The sequence below is a fragment of the Nocardioides turkmenicus genome (genome assembly GCF_011045035.1).
Lineage (GTDB): Bacteria > Actinomycetota > Actinomycetes > Propionibacteriales > Nocardioidaceae > Nocardioides > Nocardioides turkmenicus.
Genome location: NZ_JAALAA010000025.1, coordinates 31,843 through 47,607, shown reverse-complemented (window position 1 = coordinate 47,607; position 15,765 = coordinate 31,843). Strand labels below are relative to the sequence as shown.

Below are 15,765 nucleotides of genomic sequence, written 5' to 3'. Positions count from 1 at the left end.
CGTGGACTTCGCACCTGACGCCAGGACCGAGGAGCTCGTCGCCTCGGTGTGGGACTTCCAGAAGACGTACGTCGAGCCCAACGAGGCCGTCTTCGACGAGCAGCTCGCGGCACTGCCGGACCGCTGGGCCTGGGACAGCGTCCCGGTCCTCGGCGAGATCCGCGCCGAGGCCCGCAAGCGTGGCCTGTGGAACCTCTTCCTGCCCGGTGAGGGCGGGGCGGGGCTGACGAACCTGCAGTACGCCCCGCTGGCCGAGATCACCGGCCGCAGCCACCTCGCGCCGGCCGCGTTCAACTGCGCCGCGCCCGACACCGGCAACATGGAGGTGCTGCACGACTTCGGCGACGAGGCGCAGAAGAAGGAGTGGCTGGAGCCGCTCCTGGACGGTCAGATCCGCAGCGCGTTCGCGATGACCGAGCCGGCGGTGGCGTCCTCCGACGCGACCAACATCGAGACCTCGATCGTCCTCGACGGCGACGAGTACGTCCTCAATGGCCGCAAGTGGTGGATCACCGGCGCGATGAACCCGAACGCCAAGATCTTCATCGTGATGGGCAAGACCGACCCCTCCGCCGAGCGCCACAAGCAGCAGTCGATGATCCTGGTGCCCCGCGACACCCCGGGCCTCACGATCAAGCGGGGCATGGAGGTCTTCGGCTACGACGACCACGACCACGGTGGCCACGCCGAGCTGATCTTCTCCGACGTTCGGGTGCCGGTGGGCAACCTCATCGGGGCCGAGGGCCAAGGGTTCGCGATCGCACAGGCGCGCCTGGGCCCTGGTCGCATCCACCACTGCATGCGTTCCATCGGCCTCGCCGAGCGGGCGATCGAGCTGACGTGTGAGCGCGTCGAGGCGCGCGTCGCCTTCGGCAAGCCGCTCTCCGAGCAGGGCGTGATCCGCGACTGGATCGCCGAGTCTCGCGTACGCATCGAGCAGCTGCGCCTGCTCGTCCTGAAGACCGCCTGGCTGATGGACACGGTCGGCAACAAGGGCGCCCACACCGAGATCCAGGCGATCAAGATCGCCACCCCGGCGACCGTCCAGTGGATCCTCGACAAGGCGATCCAGGCGCACGGCGCCGGCGGGCTCTCCCAGGACTTCCCGCTGGCCAAGGCGTACGCCGGCATCCGCACGCTCCGCTTCGCCGACGGTCCCGACGAGGTGCACAAGAACGCCCTCGCCAAGGCCGAGCTGCGCCGGCAGGCCGCACGTCGAGAGGGCCGGCAGTGACTCCCGAGGAGATCCGAGGCAGGGTCGAGGAGTTCCTGGCCGAGCACCCGGTCGCGACGACCGAGCCGAACGCCTTCCTGCACGCCCGTTACCAGGCCGGACTGGCCTGGGTCGCGTTCCCCGAGGGTGAGGGCGGCCTCGGGGTCTCCCGGGCTCTGCAGCCGCTGGTGAACGACCTCTTCGAGGCGGCCGGTGCCCCGGACAACAACCCGCGGCGCAACGGGATCGGGCTCGGCATGGCTGCGCCGACGATCCTCGCCTACGGCACGCCGGAGCAGCGGTCGCGCTTCCTGGAGCCGCTGTGGTGTGGCGAGGAGATCTGGTGCCAGCTCTTCTCCGAGCCCGGCGCCGGCTCCGACCTGGCCGGTCTGGCGACGAGGGCGGTCCTGGACGGCGACGAGTGGGTCGTCAACGGGCAGAAGGTTTGGACCTCGGGCGCCCACAACGCCGACTTCGCGATCCTGGTCGCCCGCACCGACCCGGACGTCCCGAAGCACCGCGGTCTGACCTACTTCCTGTGCGACATGCACGACCCCGGCGTCGAGGTACGCCCGCTGCGCCAGATCACCGGCGAGGCGGAGTTCAACGAGGTCTTCCTCACCGACGTCCGCATCCCCGACGCCCACCGTCTCGGCGCGGTCGGTCAGGGCTGGGAAGTCGCCAACGCCACGCTCAACAACGAGCGTGTCGCCATCGGCGGCGCCGCCATGCCTCGCGAGGGCGGGCTGCTCGGCGTGGTCGCCGAGTCGTGGCGTACGCATCCGGAGAACCACACGCCCGAGCTGCGCGACCGGCTGCTGAGGCTGTGGGTCGAGTCGGAGGTGGCCCGGCTGACCGGGGCGCGGCTGCGGCAGAAGCTGGCCGTCGGCCAGCCCGGTCCCGAGGGCTCGGCGATGAAGCTGACGTTCGCCAGCATCAATCAGCGGCTCACCGGACTCGACCTCGAGCTCCGCGGCGAGGAGGGCCTGCGCTACGAGGACGGTGACGGCTGGGCGATGGTCCGGCCCGAGCACGTCGACTTCGCCGGCCGTGACGCGGTCTACCGCTACCTGCGCGCCAAGGGCAACTCCATCGAGGGCGGCACCTCGGAGATCCTGCGCAACATCGTGGCCGAGCGCGTCCTCGGCCTCCCCGGGGAGCACCGGGTCGACAAGGACGTTGCTTGGAAGGAGATCCCCAGATGAGCGGACTCGAAGTCGAACTGCTCGACAACGAGCTCGATGCCGACCTGCGTGCCACGGTCAGGTCGTTCCTGTCCGAGCGCTGCGACCCGACCCAGGTCGTCAAGGCGTACGACGGCGACAGCTCGCTTACCCCGGTGCTGTGGAAGGGCCTCGCCGCCGAGCTCGGCTTGGCCGGCCTGCTGGTCCCGGAGTCCTACGGCGGCGCAGGCGCGTCGGCCCGCGAAGCCGCCGTGGTGCTGGAGGAGCTGGGGCGCTCGGTCGCCCCGGTGCCGTTCCTGACCAGCGCGGTCGTGGCGACATCGGTCCTGCTGGCCGCACCCACCGAGAAGGGCGTGGAGCTGCTGGGCGGCCTGGCGGCGGGGGAGCGCACCGCGGCTCTGGTCGTACCGCTGACCGCCACGACGGCCCAACCCCTGGAGCCTGGCGAGACCACGGTCAGATCCGTGGCCGGTGCCCTCGAAGCCGACACCCTCCTGGTGCCCGTGGCGACGCCCGCCGGCGTCGAGGTCCGGGCCGTCTCCGCGGACCAGGCGACGATCACCCCGGTGAGCTCGCTCGACATGACCCGCCAGCTCGCCGACGTACGCCTCGACCCGGCGGCCGGCGAGGTCGTCGTGGCCGCGGACCACGGTGCCGACGGCGTACGTTCCGGGCTGCTGGCCGGGGCCGCGCTGATGGCCTCCGAGCAGGTCGGGGTGGCGCAGTGGTGCCTGACCACGACGGTCGACTACCTCAAGGTCCGGCGCCAGTTCGGCCGGATCGTCGGTGGCTACCAGGCGCTCAAGCACCGGCTCGCCGACCTCTACACCAGCGTCGAGGGAGCCGGGGCGGCCGCGCGCTACGCCGCCGGAGCCCTCGCTCTCGGTGACCCCGAGGAGACCGAGATCGCGACTCACGTCGCCGCCGCGTACTGCGGTGATCTCGCCGTCACCGCGGCCGAGGAGGCGGTGCAGCTGCACGGCGGCATCGGCATGACCTGGGAGCACCCCGCCCATCTCTACCTGAAGCGGGCCAAGGCCGACCAGATCGCGTACGGCCTCCCCGGCCTCCACCGCGACCGTCTGGGGGCGCTGGTCGACATCTAGACCGCGCTGGTCGAGCCGCCGGAGCCGCTAGGCGGAGGCGTGTCGAGACCAACACAGGCCCATCGAGCGCCGAGGGGACTGCGTTGGTCTCGACACGCTCGCTGGCGCTCGCGGCCCGACCAGCGATCACTTCTCCAGGGCCATCAGCGCGAGCGCCAGCAGCAGGCGGTCGTGCGGGTCGGAGATGCTCTTGCCGGTGAGGTCCTGGATCTGCCTGATGCGGTAGATGACCGTGTTGCGGTGGCAGATCAGGTCCTCGGCGGCGTGGGTGGGGGAGCCGCCGTGGGCGATGAGGGCACGCAGCGTCGCCAGGAGCACGTCGGACTGGTGCGTCGGCTGGGCCAGGATCGGGCCGAGGGTGCGGCGCACGAGCAGCGACGAGACCGCCGGGGAGGCGGTCAGGAGCACCTGCGGGAGGCGGTCGTCGACGACCGCGATGTCCGTACGTCCCCGAGGCACCGTCTCCACGGTGTGGGTGGCCAGCTGGAAGGCGGTGCCGAAGCCGCTGAGGTCGTCGGCCGTGGCGATCCCGACCCGGCCCGAGTTGCAGCTGCCGAGCTGCGTGACCAGGTCGGCGACGGCCTCGGCGAGCGGCCGTGACCCCAGCGGGACCAGCCCGAAGTGGTGGTCTCCACGGACGTGCCAGAACGACATCAGGCCGGCCTTCTCCAGCCGGTCGTCCGGGTTGCGCAGCGGTGAGTCGCGGCTGCCGTCGAAGGCGGCGACCACGCAGGCCATCTGCTCGTCGGCGGCGACCCCGAGGATGTCCTGCACCTCGGCGGCGAACGCCGGATCGCCACCACGGCCCTCGGCCAGCCCGTCCAGGAGTCGGCCCTGGAGCTGCAGGTCGCGACGCTGCAGCAGCGCCGCCTCCTTGCGGTAGGCCGCCGACATGACCGAGTTCTGCACGTCCAGATCGGTCCACACCTGCCGCCCGGCGAGCACCATCACCCGGTCGTCGATGCCGAGGGCCTCCTGCTGACGGACCATCGCCTCCCACAGCATCCGGGTGCCGACGGTGTAGGCGTTGAGGCAGTACTCCAGAGGTACGCCCTGGCGCGCCCGCCGCCGTCCGGTCTCGCGCCACAGGTCGACGGGATTGGCGCCCGGAGTCATGCCCGCCATGGCGCGGATGCCGCGGCGTACGTGCTCCCGGGTGCTCGAGCGCAGGTCGGCCCGCACCGACGGCTCGGCGTTCTGGTGCCAGTCCGGCTGGATCGCGATCAGCGTCAGCGTGATGTCGTCGGCGATCGCATCGGCCTGGCTCACCAACGAGGCCCAGGCACGCTCCACGAGCGGCCGAAGCTCCGCGTCGGGAGATGTGTCGCGCATCACACCCATGTGCGGAGCGTCCCATGCCTGCTGCCTCGTCCGCCAGCAAACCAGGGAATCTCAGACGGAGCGCCCGAAGGATTTTGGGCGCACTGCCCATATCCCCCGTTGTGCGGAGAGTCCAAAGTGATAGCCGTCACAACAGGTGAAGGGAGCACCATGCAGAAGCCTGGCGAAGCCACGCCGCTGTTCGCCGTCGAGGGCGTCTCGGTGAGATTCGGTGGCGTACGCGCCCTCGAGGACGTCTCCTTGGAGGTCGCGCCCCACGAGGTGCTCGGCGTCATCGGCCCCAACGGCGCCGGCAAGACCACCCTGTTCAACGTCGTGTGCGGCTTCGTGAGCCCCGCCGAGGGCGAGCTCCGGCTGCGCGGGGAGACGATCCGCGACCTGCGGCCGCACCAGCTCGCCGGCCACGGCATCGCCCGGACCCTGCAGGGGCTCGGTCTCTTCGAGCGGATGACGGTGCTCGACAACGTCATGGTCGGCGCCGACCGCCTCGCTCGCGCCGGTTTCGTGCGCGGCCTGCTGGGTCTCGGCCACCGCGACGACGCCCGGCTGGCCGCCAAGGCGCGCGATGTGCTCGGCGAGCTCGGGATCGAGTCGTACGCCACCCGCTACCCGGGCAGCCTGCCTTACCCGATCCGGAAGAAGGTCGCGCTCGCCCGCGCACTGGTCGCCGAGCCCGAGCTGCTGCTCCTCGACGAGCCCGCCAGCGGGCTCAGCGCCGAGGAGATGACCGAGCTCGGCGAGATCATCACGGGTCTCACCGAGCGCACCGCCGTGATGCTCGTCGAGCACCACATGGACCTGGTGATGTCGGTCTGCCACCGGATCACCGTGCTCGACTTCGGTCGTGTCATCGCGGCCGGCACACCCGACGAGATCCGCAACGACCCGGCCGTCCTCGCCGCCTACCTGGGTGACCAGGTCGAGCACGACGACCTGGACGCCGAGGTCCACGCCATCACCGTCGCCGAGGAGGCCTGATGTTCGCCGTCGAGGATCTGAGCGCTGCGTACGGGCCCGTCAAGGCGCTCAACGGCGTCACCTTCACCGCGTCGAGAGGGCAGGTCACCGCGGTGCTCGGCGCCAACGGCGCCGGCAAGACCACGCTCCTCCGGACCGTCTCCGGGCTGGTGAGGTCGACCAGGGGCAGCGTGCAGCTGGACGGGAAGGACATCACCCGCACGGCGACCGAGAAGCTGACCTCGTACGGCCTCGCCCACGTCCCGGAGGGGCGCGGCGTCATCGCCGAGCTGACGGTCGTCGAGAACCTCCGTCTCGGCGGGCTGCACCGGTCGACGGGCTCCGAGCCGATGCCCATCGAGCGGATCTTCGAGCTCTTCCCGCGCCTGGGCGAGCGCCGCGACGCGACCGCCCATCAACTGTCCGGTGGCGAGCGGCAGATGCTCGTCATCGGCCGCGCGCTGATGGCTCGCCCGTCCGTGCTCCTGCTCGACGAGCCCTCCCTGGGGCTCGCGCCCCGGGTGGTCGCCCAGATCTTCGACCTGCTCCGCGGGCTGGTGCAGACCGAGGAGCTCACCGTGGTCCTGGTCGAGCAGAACGCCCGCAGTGCCCTGTCCATCGCTGATCACGGCGTCGTGCTCAACCTCGGCAAGGTCGTCGCCTCGGCGCCGGCCGCCGAGCTGGCCGCCGACGAGCAGCTCCGCCACGCCTACCTCGGGTTCTAGGAGGCCACGAACGATGCAACAGTTCCTCGACACCACCCTCGGTGGGCTGGTCTTGGGCGCGGTCTACGCCGCGTTCGCGCTGGCCCTGTGCCTGATCTGGCGCTCGACCCGGATCGTCAACTTCGCCCAGGCCGCGATGGCGATGGTGACCACCTACATCGCGCTGACCCTGATCAACGCCGACGTGCCCTACTGGGTCGCCTTCGTCGCCGCGATCGCCGCGGGCTTCGGGCTCGGCGCGGTGATCGAGCGGGTGATCATCCGCCCGGTGGAGGGCAAGGCCGAGCTCAACGCGGTGATTCTCACCCTCGGGCTCTTCATGGTCCTCCACGGGCTCACCGCGATCACCTTCGGTGTTCAGCACCGCGGCTTCCCGGCCCCGGTCAGCACCAACGCGATCGCGGTCGGGGACAGCTCCATCGGGATCACTCCGTTCGGCATCCTGACGATCGTCGTGGTCGCCGTGGTGATGGCCGGGCTCGTCGTCCTCTTCCGCTTCACCGACCTGGGACTGCGGATGCGGGCGGCGGCGTTCAACGGCGAGGTCTCCCGCCTCCTGGGCGTACGCGTCGGCCGCATGCTCACCCTCGGCTGGGCCCTCGCCGCGGCCGTCGGCGCGGTGGCCGGGATGCTCATCGCCGGCGGCGACCTGGTGAACCCGGCCTTCATGGACCCGTTCGTGATCTACGGCTTCATCGCCGCCGTGCTGGGCGGCCTCGACTCGCCGCTCGGGTCGGTCATCGGTGGGCTGATCCTCGGGCTCTCGCTCTCCTACGTGACCGGCTACATCGGGGAGCACCTGGCGCCGCTGGTGGCGCTGGGGATCTTGATGGTGGTGCTGCTGGTGCGTCCCAGCGGCCTCTTCGCGGCGGCTGCGGCCAGGAGGGTCTGACCCATGGAACGTCTGCGCTCTCTCCTCCGCCCGGTGACGTCGGTGCCCCTCGCGCGCCACCTCATCGTCGCGCTGGTCGCCCTCCTGGTGGTGATGGCCGTCATCGGCATGTCCAGCCAGTACCTGCAGACCCGCTACGCCGAGATGGCCTACTTCGCGATCGCCGCCGGCGGTCTCACCCTGCTGACCGGGCTCTCCGGGCAGCTCTCCCTGGGCCACGGCGCGCTGATGGCGGTGGGTGCCTACGCCGCCACGCTCGTGCTCGAGCGCACCGGTGGCGAGTCGCTGGCCGACGTCTTCGTCGCGCTCCTCGTCGCGATCGGGGTCTGTGCCGTGGTCGGCGTGGTGGTCGGGGTCCCGGCGGCACGCCTGCACGGGCCGTACATCGCCGGCGCGACCCTGACGCTGGCCGTCGCGGTGCCGCGGCTGGCCAACCAGTGGGACGTCCTCGGCGGCGAGCAGGGTCTCCAGGTGCCGGTGCCGCGGGCCAGCGAGCTGCCGGCCTGGATCCAGGACCTGATCTGGTTCTTCACCGCCGTCGAGATCGACCAGTACTCCTTCCTCGCCTACCTCGGCTGGCTGCTCCTCGCGCTCACCTTCGTCGCGCTCGCCAACCTGAGCCGGTCCCGGGTCGGACGGAGATGGCGGGCGGTGCGGGACGACGACGTCTCAGCCGAGCTCGCCGGCATCCACCTCGGCCGCGCGCGTGTGGTGGCCTTCACCGTCAGCGCCATGTGCGCCGGGCTCGCCGGTGGGCTGATGGCCATGAACGTACGTCTCACCGCCCCGGGCGCGTTCACGATCACGCTGTCACTGACCCTGCTGGCCGCCGTCGTCCTGGGCGGGCTGGGCAGCCTGACCGGCGCGCTCATCGGGGCCGGCGTACTCGCCTTTCTTCCGCACTTCGCCACCGATCTCGGGGAGTCGTTCGGGCTCAGCGCAACCCAGGCCGCGGAGGTCACCCCGGTGGTCTACGGGCTGGTGCTGATGCTCGTCATCCTGCTCGCTCCGGCGGGGATCGTCGGCAGCCTGCGCCCGTTCCTCGCGCGACTGTCTGCCACTTCAGCTCTCGGGTCAACCAAGGAGAAGACAACATGAGAACCACTGCACGCAGAGCCGTACAGGTCGTCTGTGTCCTCACCACTGCCTCGCTCCTCGCGGCCTGTGGCGCGGGCAAGGAGCGACCCTCCGAAGAAGGGACGGCGGTCGGCGTCACCGACACCACCATCAAGGTCGGGGCGCACTTCCCGCTGACCGGACCGGCCGCGCCCGGCTACTCGGAGATCCCGTCCGGGCACCAGGCCTTCTACGAGTACGTCAACGACGCCGGCGGCGTCCACGGCCGCAAGATCGAGATGGTCGTCAAGGACGACGCCTACAACCCGACCAACACGAGCGCCGTCACCAACGACATGATCCTGCAGGACGAGATCTTCGCGATGGTCGCCGGCCTCGGCACACCCACCCACCGTGCGGTCGTGCAGCGGCTCAACGACGACGGCATCCCCGACCTGTTCGTCTCCAGCGGCTCGCTGCAGTGGGGCGACAACCCGGAGACGAGCCCGATGACCTTCGGCTGGCAGCCCGACTACGAGATCGAGGGCAAGGTCATCGGTCAGTACGTCGCCGAGAACATGCCCGACGCCAAGGTCGGTCTCTTCCTGCAGGACGACGACTTCGGCGAGGACGGCGAGAAGGGCGCGCGGCAGTTCCTCGACTCCCAGATCGTCGACGTACAGAAGTACACGCCGGGCGGGTCGACCGACTTCTCCCCGCAGATGTCCTCGTTCAAGTCCAAGGGCGTCGACCTGGTGATCGGCTTCAACACGCCCTCTTACACGGCCCTGAGCCAGATCGCCGCGCAGGGCGTCGGGTTCAAGTCGAAGTGGTTCTACTCCAACGTCGGCTCCGACCCGGCCCTGGTCGGCGGACTGCTGGCCTCGATGACCAAGGGCAAGATCCCGGCCGAGCAGGGCGTGAAGCTGATGGACGGGATGATGACGACGGAGTACATCCCCGGCGTCGACGCTCCCGACGACGAGTGGGTCAAGCTGTGGCAGAAGGTCTGGGACTCCTACTCCAAGAAGGGCTCGGAGAAGCTGACCAACTACCGGATCTACGGCATGTCGCAGGCCTACACCTTCGTCCAGGCGCTGCAGGCCAACGGCAAGGACCTGACCCGTGAGTCGATCGTCGAGACCATCGAGAAGGAGGGCGCCTCCTTCGAAGGACCCGGGCTCGCGCCGTTCCGGTTCTCCGAGGACTCCCACATGGGGATCTCCGGGGTGAGCGTGGTCGAGATCAAGAACGGTGCCTCGGAGCCGCTCACGCCGGTGCTCGTCACGGACATCGGGGACGCGCCCATCGAGGAGGACGACAGCGCCGCCTCGGACGCTCCGCCCTCGTCCGGCATCCCTGAGTGATCCGTACTGATCAGTAGGTAGTCGCACGTTCACGGATCGACCTCGGTACAGTGGTCAGCCAACCCCAAACGCCACTGGAGGTGGTCGGTCCGTGAACGTACTCGCACCCGGAAGCGGAGTGGTTGTGACCGGAGCAGCCCGAGGGATCGGGAAGGCCATGGCCACGCGGTTCGCCGCGGAAGGGTGTCGCGTCGTCGTGGCCGACATCGACGACGCCGAGCTCAGCGCGGTGGCCGACTCGATCGGTGCCCTCGCGGTTCCCGGTGACGCCGCCTCGGCCGCAGGCACCGCGGCGCTGGTGGACGCCGCCCGGGAGGAGCTCGGCAAGATCGACGCCTGGTACGGCAACGCGGGAGTCGAGCGCGGCCGCGGCCTCGAGGCCTCCGACCACGCCTGGATGACCTCGTACGAGGTCAACGTCCTCGCCCACGTACGCGCAGCGCGGCTGCTGCTGCCGGACTGGGTCGCCCGGGGTGCCGGTCGGTTCGTGGTCACCTCCTCGTCCGCGGGCCTCCTCACGCTCCTCGGCTCCCCCTCCTACGCGGCCACCGAGCACGCCGAGATCGCCTTCGCCGAGTGGCTCGCCGCCACCTACCGGCACCAGGGCATCGTCGCTCAGGCGATCGTCGCGCGCAGCGTGAAGACGGCGATGCTCGAGCGCTCCTCCGGGCTCCCGGGTTTCCGGACGGAGGAGGGCGCGCTCACCGCCGAGGAGGTCGCCGACGCCGTCTGGGACGCCGGGCAGAGCTCGCAGTTCTGGATCTCGCTCGAGCCCGACGTGGCCGAGGAGTACGCCGCGCGTGCCGCCGACGTCGACAGCTGGCTCGACGAGGTGAATCGGTTCCGGCAGGAGCTCGACCGGACCGACTAGTCTCGGCACGTGGAACCTTTGGTCTCGACCTGGCTCAGTGGCCTCGACGGCATCCCGACGCAGGCTCAGAACGTCAACCAGCAGCACTACGCGGCGAGCCTGATGAAGGTGCCCGTGGCGATCGCGGCCTATCGGCTGCGCGACCGCGGGCTGCTGTCGCTCGACGAGCCGATCGCGGTCCATCCCGACTTCGACTCCGCCGTCACCGGGTCGCGGTTCGAGATGGACCCGGCCGAGGACCAGGACCCCGAGACCTGGGAAGCGGTCGGCTCCGCGCTTCCGCTGGGTGATCTCGTACGCCGCTCCCTGACCGTCTCCGGCAACCTGGCCGTCAACCTCGTGCTGGAGCGCGTCGGCCTCGAGGAGGTCGCCGCGGTGCTCGCCGATGCCGGCGTGACGCCGATGACGACGGTCTCGCGCGGGATCGAGGACGCGCCCGCGCGCGAGGCCGGGCTGCAGAACCTGGTCACCGCCAACGACATGGGCAAGCTGCTCACCAAGCTCGCCTCCGGCCGGCTGCTCTCGCCCGAGTCGACCGCCGAGCTCGAAGGGATCCTGGTCGCGCAGGAGTATCGCGACGCGATCCCTCTCGGCGTGCCCGAGGATGCGGTGGTCGGCAACAAGACCGGCTGGGTCGACGGCGTCCGCCACGACATGGCGATCATCCGGCCTGCTCAGGGCGAACCGCAGGTGATGGTCGTGCTCACGACCGGCCTGGACGACGACGAGTCGGAGTTCCGGATCAGCGAGGTCGCCCGCTATCTGTGGTCGACCCTGTGACGGTGCCCCGGGTCGTCGCGGTGCGCACCCAGCGTGTCCGGGTGCCGCTGCACACCCCGTTCGTGACTGCGCTGCGGCGTACGGAGTTCGCGGAGACGGTCGTGGTCACCGTCGAGGACTCCGACGGGTGCGTCGGCTGGGGTGAGGCGCCGCAGGTCTGGCGGGTCACCGGCGACTCGCTCGCCGGGTCCGCCGCGGCGCTGGAGGGGCCGATCTCGGATGTGCTGGTCGGCGCTGCCGCCGATCTGTCGTCCGCCGGGCTGATCCAGGGTGCCGTCGTCGGGAACCGGTCGGCCAAGATGGCCGCCGACATCGCGCTGCACGACCTCGTCGCCCGGCGGAGCGGGGTGTCGATGGTCAAACATCTGGATGTGTTGGTTTCGACACGGGCTCGCTGGCGCTCGCCCGGCTCAACCAACGCTGGCCACCCGTTGGTTGAGCCGCCGGAGCCGCTAGGCGGAGGCGTGTCGAAACCAACACAGTTGCTCACCGACATGACCCTCTCCGTCGGCACCCCCGCCGACCTGGCAGAGGCAGCAGCCGCCCGAGCGCGAGACGGGTTCACGACGCTCAAGATCAAGGTCGGCACCGACGCGGCGACCGACGCCGAGCGCGTGCTCGCGGTGCGTGAGGCGGCCCCGGGCTGCGTACTCCGTCTGGATGCCAACACCGGCTGGCGCGCGGACGAGGCGGTGGCGGTGCTGACGGCACTCGCCGACGACGACGTCGAGCTGGAGTTCGTCGAGCAGCCGGTAGCCCGGCGGGACCTGGAGGGGATGGCGTACGTCCGTCGTCATCAGCCCTACCGGATCCTGGCCGACGAGTCGGTCTTCGACCTCGAGGACCTCGTCGACGTCATCCGCGCGGGTGCGGCGGACGCGGTCAACGTCAAGCTGGCCAAGTGCGGCGGGATCACGCCCGCGCTCGAGCTCCTGGGGGTCGCAGAACGTCACGGTCTGGGACGTCTGGTCGGCTGCATGATGGAGTCCCACCTCGGCATCGGCGCCGCTGCGGCCCTGGTCGCGGCGACAGGCATCCCCGGCGAGCAGGACCTCGACGCGGGCTGGTGGGCGAAGTCCAGCCCGTATGTCGGTGGCATCGACTACGACGGCCCCCGCATCCTGTTCCCCCACGGCAACGGTCTCGGCATCGAAGGAGTCCTCCCATGACCACCGTCAAGCAGCCCACCTTCGTCGTCGCCGAGCCGGCACACGATGCCGAGCACGAGACCGAGGTCGTCCCCGGCGAGGAGGTCGTCGTCCTCGAGACCCGGGGGGAGTGGGCGTACGTCGTCGTCCCCTCCCACCCCTCGACGAAGGACGAGCGGGGCTATCCCGGCTGGCTGCCGGCGAGCGCCCTCACCAGCACCGTCTCGGTCCTGCTGGGCAAGGCCAGGAGCTACCTCGGCGTTCCGTACGTCTGGGGCGGCACCACCGAGGCCGGCATCGACTGCTCCGGCCTGGTCTTCCGGGCGGCCGAGGCCATCGGCGTACGTCTCCCGCGGGACGCGGGCGACCAGGCCGCCGGGCTCAAGCCGGTCGACCTCGACGACGTCGCCGCAGGCGACCTCTACTTCTTCGCTCAGGACCCCGGGGGCAGGGTCACCCATGTCGCCATCGCCACCGCGCCCGCTGAGCCCGACGGCACCCGTCCGATGATCCACGCCGACGGCGACAAGATGCTCGTGGTCGAGGAGCCGATGCCTCCCGACCGGCTCGCCACCCTGATCAGCGCAGCCCGTCTGTGACGGCTGCGTGACTTATCGGGCGGGGCCGGTGAATTCCTCGCGCGCCAGAAGTGACAATTCGGGCGAAGGGGTTAACTTCGAAGGCATGACTCGTTCAGGCGCCCTGAGCCCCGAGAGCCGCGATCTCGCGATCGGCACGATGGTCGGTGCGGCGGGAGAGACCGAACTCGACGTACTGGTCGTCGGCGGAGGTGTGACCGGCGCCGGCGTGGCGCTGGACGCCGTCACCAGAGGCCTGAGCACGGGCCTGGTGGAGCAGCGCGACCTGGCCTCGGGAACGAGCTCGCGGAGCTCGAAGCTCGTCCACGGCGGGCTCCGCTACCTCGAGATGCTCGACTTCGAGCTGGTGCGCGAGGCGCTCCAGGAGCGCGGGCTGCTGCTCAACACCCTGGCCCCGCACCTGGTCCGGCCGGTGCCGTTCCTCTACCCGCTGACCAACCCGGTCTGGGAGCGCGCCTACATCGGCGCCGGCCTCGCGCTCTACGACGGGATGGCGAGCTTCGGGCCGCTCTCCGGGATGGGCAACTCCGGCCTCCCGCGCCACCGCCACCTCACCCGTCGCGGGGTCGCGCGGATCGCCCCCGACTTCAACACCGACGCGATCACCGGCGCGATCCAGTACTACGACGCCCAGGTCGACGACGCCCGCCTGGTGATGACGATCGCGCGCACCGCCGCCTCCCACGGCGCCCACATCGCGACCCGGGTCCAGGTGACCGGGTTCCTGCGCGAGGGCGAGCGGGTCGTCGGCGTCCGAGCCCGGGATCTCGAGCACGACCAGGACCTGGTCATCCGCGCCAAGACCGTCGTCAACGCCGCCGGCGTGTGGACCGACGAGATCCAGGCGATGGTCGGCGGCCGCGGCGCCCTGCACGTCCAGGCGTCCAAGGGCATCCACCTCGTCGTCCCGCGCGACCGGATCCGCTCGGAGTCGGGCTTCATCGTCCGCACCGAGAAGTCGGTCCTCTTCGTCATCCCGTGGGGCCGCCACTGGATCATCGGCACCACCGACACCCCCTGGACCTACGACCTCGCCCACCCAGCGGCCTCCAAGACCGACATCGAGTACGTCCTGGAGCACGTCAACGCGATCCTGCGGGTGCCGCTCGACCTCGAGGACGTCGAAGGCGTGTACGCCGGGCTCCGCCCGCTTCTCGTCGGCGAGTCCGACCAGACGGCTGCCCTCAGCCGCGAGCACACCGTGGTCACCCCGCTGCCGGGGCTGGTGCTGATCGCCGGCGGCAAGCTGACGACCTACCGGGTGATGGCCAAGGACGCCGTCGACGCAGCGGCGCACTCACTGGGTACGACCACCAACATGACCCTCCGTGACTCGATCACCGACAAGGTACGGCTGGTCGGCGCCGAGGGCTTCGAGACCCGCTCCAACCAGCGGGTCCTGCTGGCCCGCCGCTCCGGCCTGCACGTCGCCCGGATCGACCACCTCCTCGGCCGCCACGGCGGACTCATCGACGACGTCCTCGACCTCATCCAGCAGCGCCGCCCCCTCGCCCTGCCGCTGGAGGGTGCCGAGGACTACCTCGCCGCCGAGGTCGTCTACGCCGTCCACAACGAGGGCGCCCGCCACCTCGACGACGTGCTCGAACGCCGCACCAGGATCTCGATGGAGACCTTCGACCGCGGCGTACGCGCGGCTCCCGGGGTCGCCAAGATCATGGCCGAGGAGCTCGGCTGGGACGAGCAGCGTGCCAAGGAGGAGGTCGACCACTACCTGCGTCGCATCGAGGCCGAGCGCCGCTCCCAGCTGCAGGTCACCGACGAGGAGGCCGACCGGGCGCGGCTGGAGGTGGAAGACCTCGTCTGAGGTCGAGCCGAATTGGCGTGGCGGACCAAGCGGTTGACGTAGCACTCTGACGCCATGTTCCTGGTCGCAGATCCCCCCGAGCCGCTGGCCACCGAGGATTTCGTACTCGCCCCCCTTCGTCCCGAGCTGCTCGACCTGGACACCGAGGCCTACCTGGCCAGCCCGGACGTCATCCGCGACCACAGCTGCGGCAGGTGGCCGCTGGAGGGATTCGGCGCCGAGGACAACCTGCCGCTGGTGATCCGGCACTGGTCGGACCACCAGGCGAAACGCGCCTTCACCTACCTCTTCCTCGACCCCGAGGGCACCTCCTCGCTCGGCTGCCTCTACGTCCAACCGCTCTACCCCTACCTGGAGGCGATGGGCGCCGACGCCCAGACCCTGCTCAGGTACGCAGGTGGCTCCACCGCCCGGGTCAGCTACTGGCTGCGCCAGGACCGGAAGCCCGGGCTCAGCGCGTCGGTCGCCGAGCGGCTCGATGAGTGGCTGCGTACGAAATGGCCGTTGGACGCCTATCTCTACCGGGCCACCCCCGCGGAGGAGTGCACCGTGCACGCCCTCGACCGGCTGCCCCTGGACCGCGTCGTGATCGACCTTCCGGCCGAGCAGCACAGCTACCTGTGGTGGGCCGCGGACGTTCGTATCGTGAGTTAGTGGGACGACTGTCTGGCTTCCGAGACGCTGGTCACATACTCTCGGTA

15 protein-coding genes are annotated in these 15,765 nt (G+C 70.4%); 14 read left to right on the top strand and 1 reads right to left on the bottom strand.

The window, feature by feature from the left end:
• The first annotated feature begins 1 nt into the window (after position 1).
• Genes G5C66_RS22635 through G5C66_RS22625 form a run of 3 tightly spaced genes read left to right on the top strand, consistent with a single transcriptional unit; the run spans position 2 to position 3,503 of the window.
• Positions 2-1,234 (top strand): acyl-CoA dehydrogenase family protein, encoded by a 1,233-nt coding sequence (locus G5C66_RS22635; protein ID WP_165113370.1) that lies wholly within the window; start codon positions 2-4, stop codon positions 1,232-1,234.
• On the top strand, positions 1,231-2,418 hold the full coding sequence (locus G5C66_RS22630; RefSeq protein WP_165113368.1) for an acyl-CoA dehydrogenase family protein: 1,188 nt from the start codon (positions 1,231-1,233) through the stop codon (positions 2,416-2,418). The genes G5C66_RS22635 and G5C66_RS22630 overlap by 4 nt, the downstream gene beginning before the upstream one ends.
• A complete protein-coding gene (locus G5C66_RS22625) occupies positions 2,415-3,503 on the top strand; it encodes an acyl-CoA dehydrogenase family protein (protein ID WP_165113366.1) in 1,089 nt (362 codons plus the stop codon). Before G5C66_RS22630 ends, G5C66_RS22625 begins: the two co-directional genes overlap by 4 nt.
• A gap of 126 nt (positions 3,504-3,629) precedes the next feature.
• Here G5C66_RS22625 and G5C66_RS22620 read toward each other — a convergent pair whose 3' ends face one another.
• The gene (locus G5C66_RS22620; protein WP_165113364.1) at positions 3,630-4,835 is read right to left on the bottom strand and encodes a PucR family transcriptional regulator; all 1,206 of its coding nucleotides are present in this window, start codon (positions 4,833-4,835) and stop codon (positions 3,630-3,632) included.
• Between the two features lie 159 nt (positions 4,836-4,994).
• On the opposite strand from G5C66_RS22620, the gene G5C66_RS22615 reads away from it, so the two are divergent.
• From G5C66_RS22615 to G5C66_RS22565, 11 genes are all read left to right on the top strand, one after another.
• The gene (locus tag G5C66_RS22615; RefSeq protein WP_165113362.1) at positions 4,995-5,822 is read left to right on the top strand and encodes an ABC transporter ATP-binding protein; all 828 of its coding nucleotides are present in this window, start codon (positions 4,995-4,997) and stop codon (positions 5,820-5,822) included.
• Entirely contained in the window at positions 5,822-6,526 is a 705-nt protein-coding gene (locus G5C66_RS22610) for an ABC transporter ATP-binding protein (protein ID WP_165113360.1), read from the top strand. The genes G5C66_RS22615 and G5C66_RS22610 overlap by 1 nt, the downstream gene beginning before the upstream one ends.
• A gap of 13 nt (positions 6,527-6,539) precedes the next feature.
• A complete protein-coding gene (locus G5C66_RS22605) occupies positions 6,540-7,418 on the top strand; it encodes a branched-chain amino acid ABC transporter permease (protein WP_165113358.1) in 879 nt (292 codons plus the stop codon).
• A gap of 3 nt (positions 7,419-7,421) precedes the next feature.
• A complete protein-coding gene (locus tag G5C66_RS22600; protein WP_165113356.1) occupies positions 7,422-8,516 on the top strand; it encodes a branched-chain amino acid ABC transporter permease in 1,095 nt (364 codons plus the stop codon).
• A complete protein-coding gene (locus G5C66_RS22595; protein WP_165113354.1) occupies positions 8,513-9,841 on the top strand; it encodes an ABC transporter substrate-binding protein in 1,329 nt (442 codons plus the stop codon). The genes G5C66_RS22600 and G5C66_RS22595 overlap by 4 nt, the downstream gene beginning before the upstream one ends.
• A 91-nt stretch (positions 9,842-9,932) precedes the next feature.
• Positions 9,933-10,712 carry an SDR family NAD(P)-dependent oxidoreductase gene (locus tag G5C66_RS22590; protein ID WP_165113352.1) on the top strand — a complete coding sequence of 260 codons (780 nt, stop codon included), beginning with the start codon at positions 9,933-9,935 and terminating at the stop codon, positions 10,710-10,712.
• 9 nt (positions 10,713-10,721) lie between these two features.
• Positions 10,722-11,492 carry a serine hydrolase gene (locus G5C66_RS22585; protein WP_165113350.1) on the top strand — a complete coding sequence of 257 codons (771 nt, stop codon included), beginning with the start codon at positions 10,722-10,724 and terminating at the stop codon, positions 11,490-11,492.
• Positions 11,493-11,494: 2 nt separating this feature from the next.
• Positions 11,495-12,661: an enolase C-terminal domain-like protein gene (locus tag G5C66_RS26970; protein ID WP_165113348.1), complete on the top strand. Its 1,167-nt coding sequence runs from the start codon at positions 11,495-11,497 to the stop codon at positions 12,659-12,661.
• Positions 12,658-13,239, top strand: a complete 582-nt coding sequence (locus tag G5C66_RS22575) for a C40 family peptidase (RefSeq protein ID WP_165113346.1) — start codon at positions 12,658-12,660, stop codon at positions 13,237-13,239. Before G5C66_RS26970 ends, G5C66_RS22575 begins: the two co-directional genes overlap by 4 nt.
• Positions 13,240-13,324: 85 nt before the next feature.
• Entirely contained in the window at positions 13,325-15,064 is a 1,740-nt protein-coding gene (locus tag G5C66_RS22570; RefSeq protein WP_165113344.1) for a glycerol-3-phosphate dehydrogenase/oxidase, read from the top strand.
• Positions 15,065-15,118: 54 nt separating this feature from the next.
• On the top strand, positions 15,119-15,718 hold the full coding sequence (locus G5C66_RS22565; protein WP_165113342.1) for a hypothetical protein: 600 nt from the start codon (positions 15,119-15,121) through the stop codon (positions 15,716-15,718).
• Positions 15,719-15,765: the final 47 nt, after the last annotated feature.

Excerpts from the sequence above, each read along its gene's own strand:
- G5C66_RS22565 (WP_165113342.1), top strand. The coding sequence starts at position 15,119 with ATGTTCCTGGTCGCAGATCCCCCCGAGCCGCTGGCCACCGAGGATTTC.
- G5C66_RS22615 (WP_165113362.1), top strand. The coding sequence starts at position 4,995 with ATGCAGAAGCCTGGCGAAGCCACGCCGCTGTTCGCCGTCGAGGGCGTC.
- G5C66_RS22575 (WP_165113346.1), top strand. The coding sequence starts at position 12,658 with ATGACCACCGTCAAGCAGCCCACCTTCGTCGTCGCCGAGCCGGCACAC.
- G5C66_RS22605 (WP_165113358.1), top strand. The coding sequence starts at position 6,540 with ATGCAACAGTTCCTCGACACCACCCTCGGTGGGCTGGTCTTGGGCGCG.
- G5C66_RS22595 (WP_165113354.1), top strand. The coding sequence starts at position 8,513 with ATGAGAACCACTGCACGCAGAGCCGTACAGGTCGTCTGTGTCCTCACC.
- G5C66_RS22570 (WP_165113344.1), top strand. The coding sequence starts at position 13,325 with ATGACTCGTTCAGGCGCCCTGAGCCCCGAGAGCCGCGATCTCGCGATC.
- G5C66_RS22625 (WP_165113366.1), top strand. The coding sequence starts at position 2,415 with ATGAGCGGACTCGAAGTCGAACTGCTCGACAACGAGCTCGATGCCGAC.
- G5C66_RS22620 (WP_165113364.1), bottom strand. The coding sequence starts at position 4,835 with ATGCGCGACACATCTCCCGACGCGGAGCTTCGGCCGCTCGTGGAGCGT.
- G5C66_RS22610 (WP_165113360.1), top strand. The coding sequence starts at position 5,822 with ATGTTCGCCGTCGAGGATCTGAGCGCTGCGTACGGGCCCGTCAAGGCG.
- G5C66_RS22600 (WP_165113356.1), top strand. The coding sequence starts at position 7,422 with ATGGAACGTCTGCGCTCTCTCCTCCGCCCGGTGACGTCGGTGCCCCTC.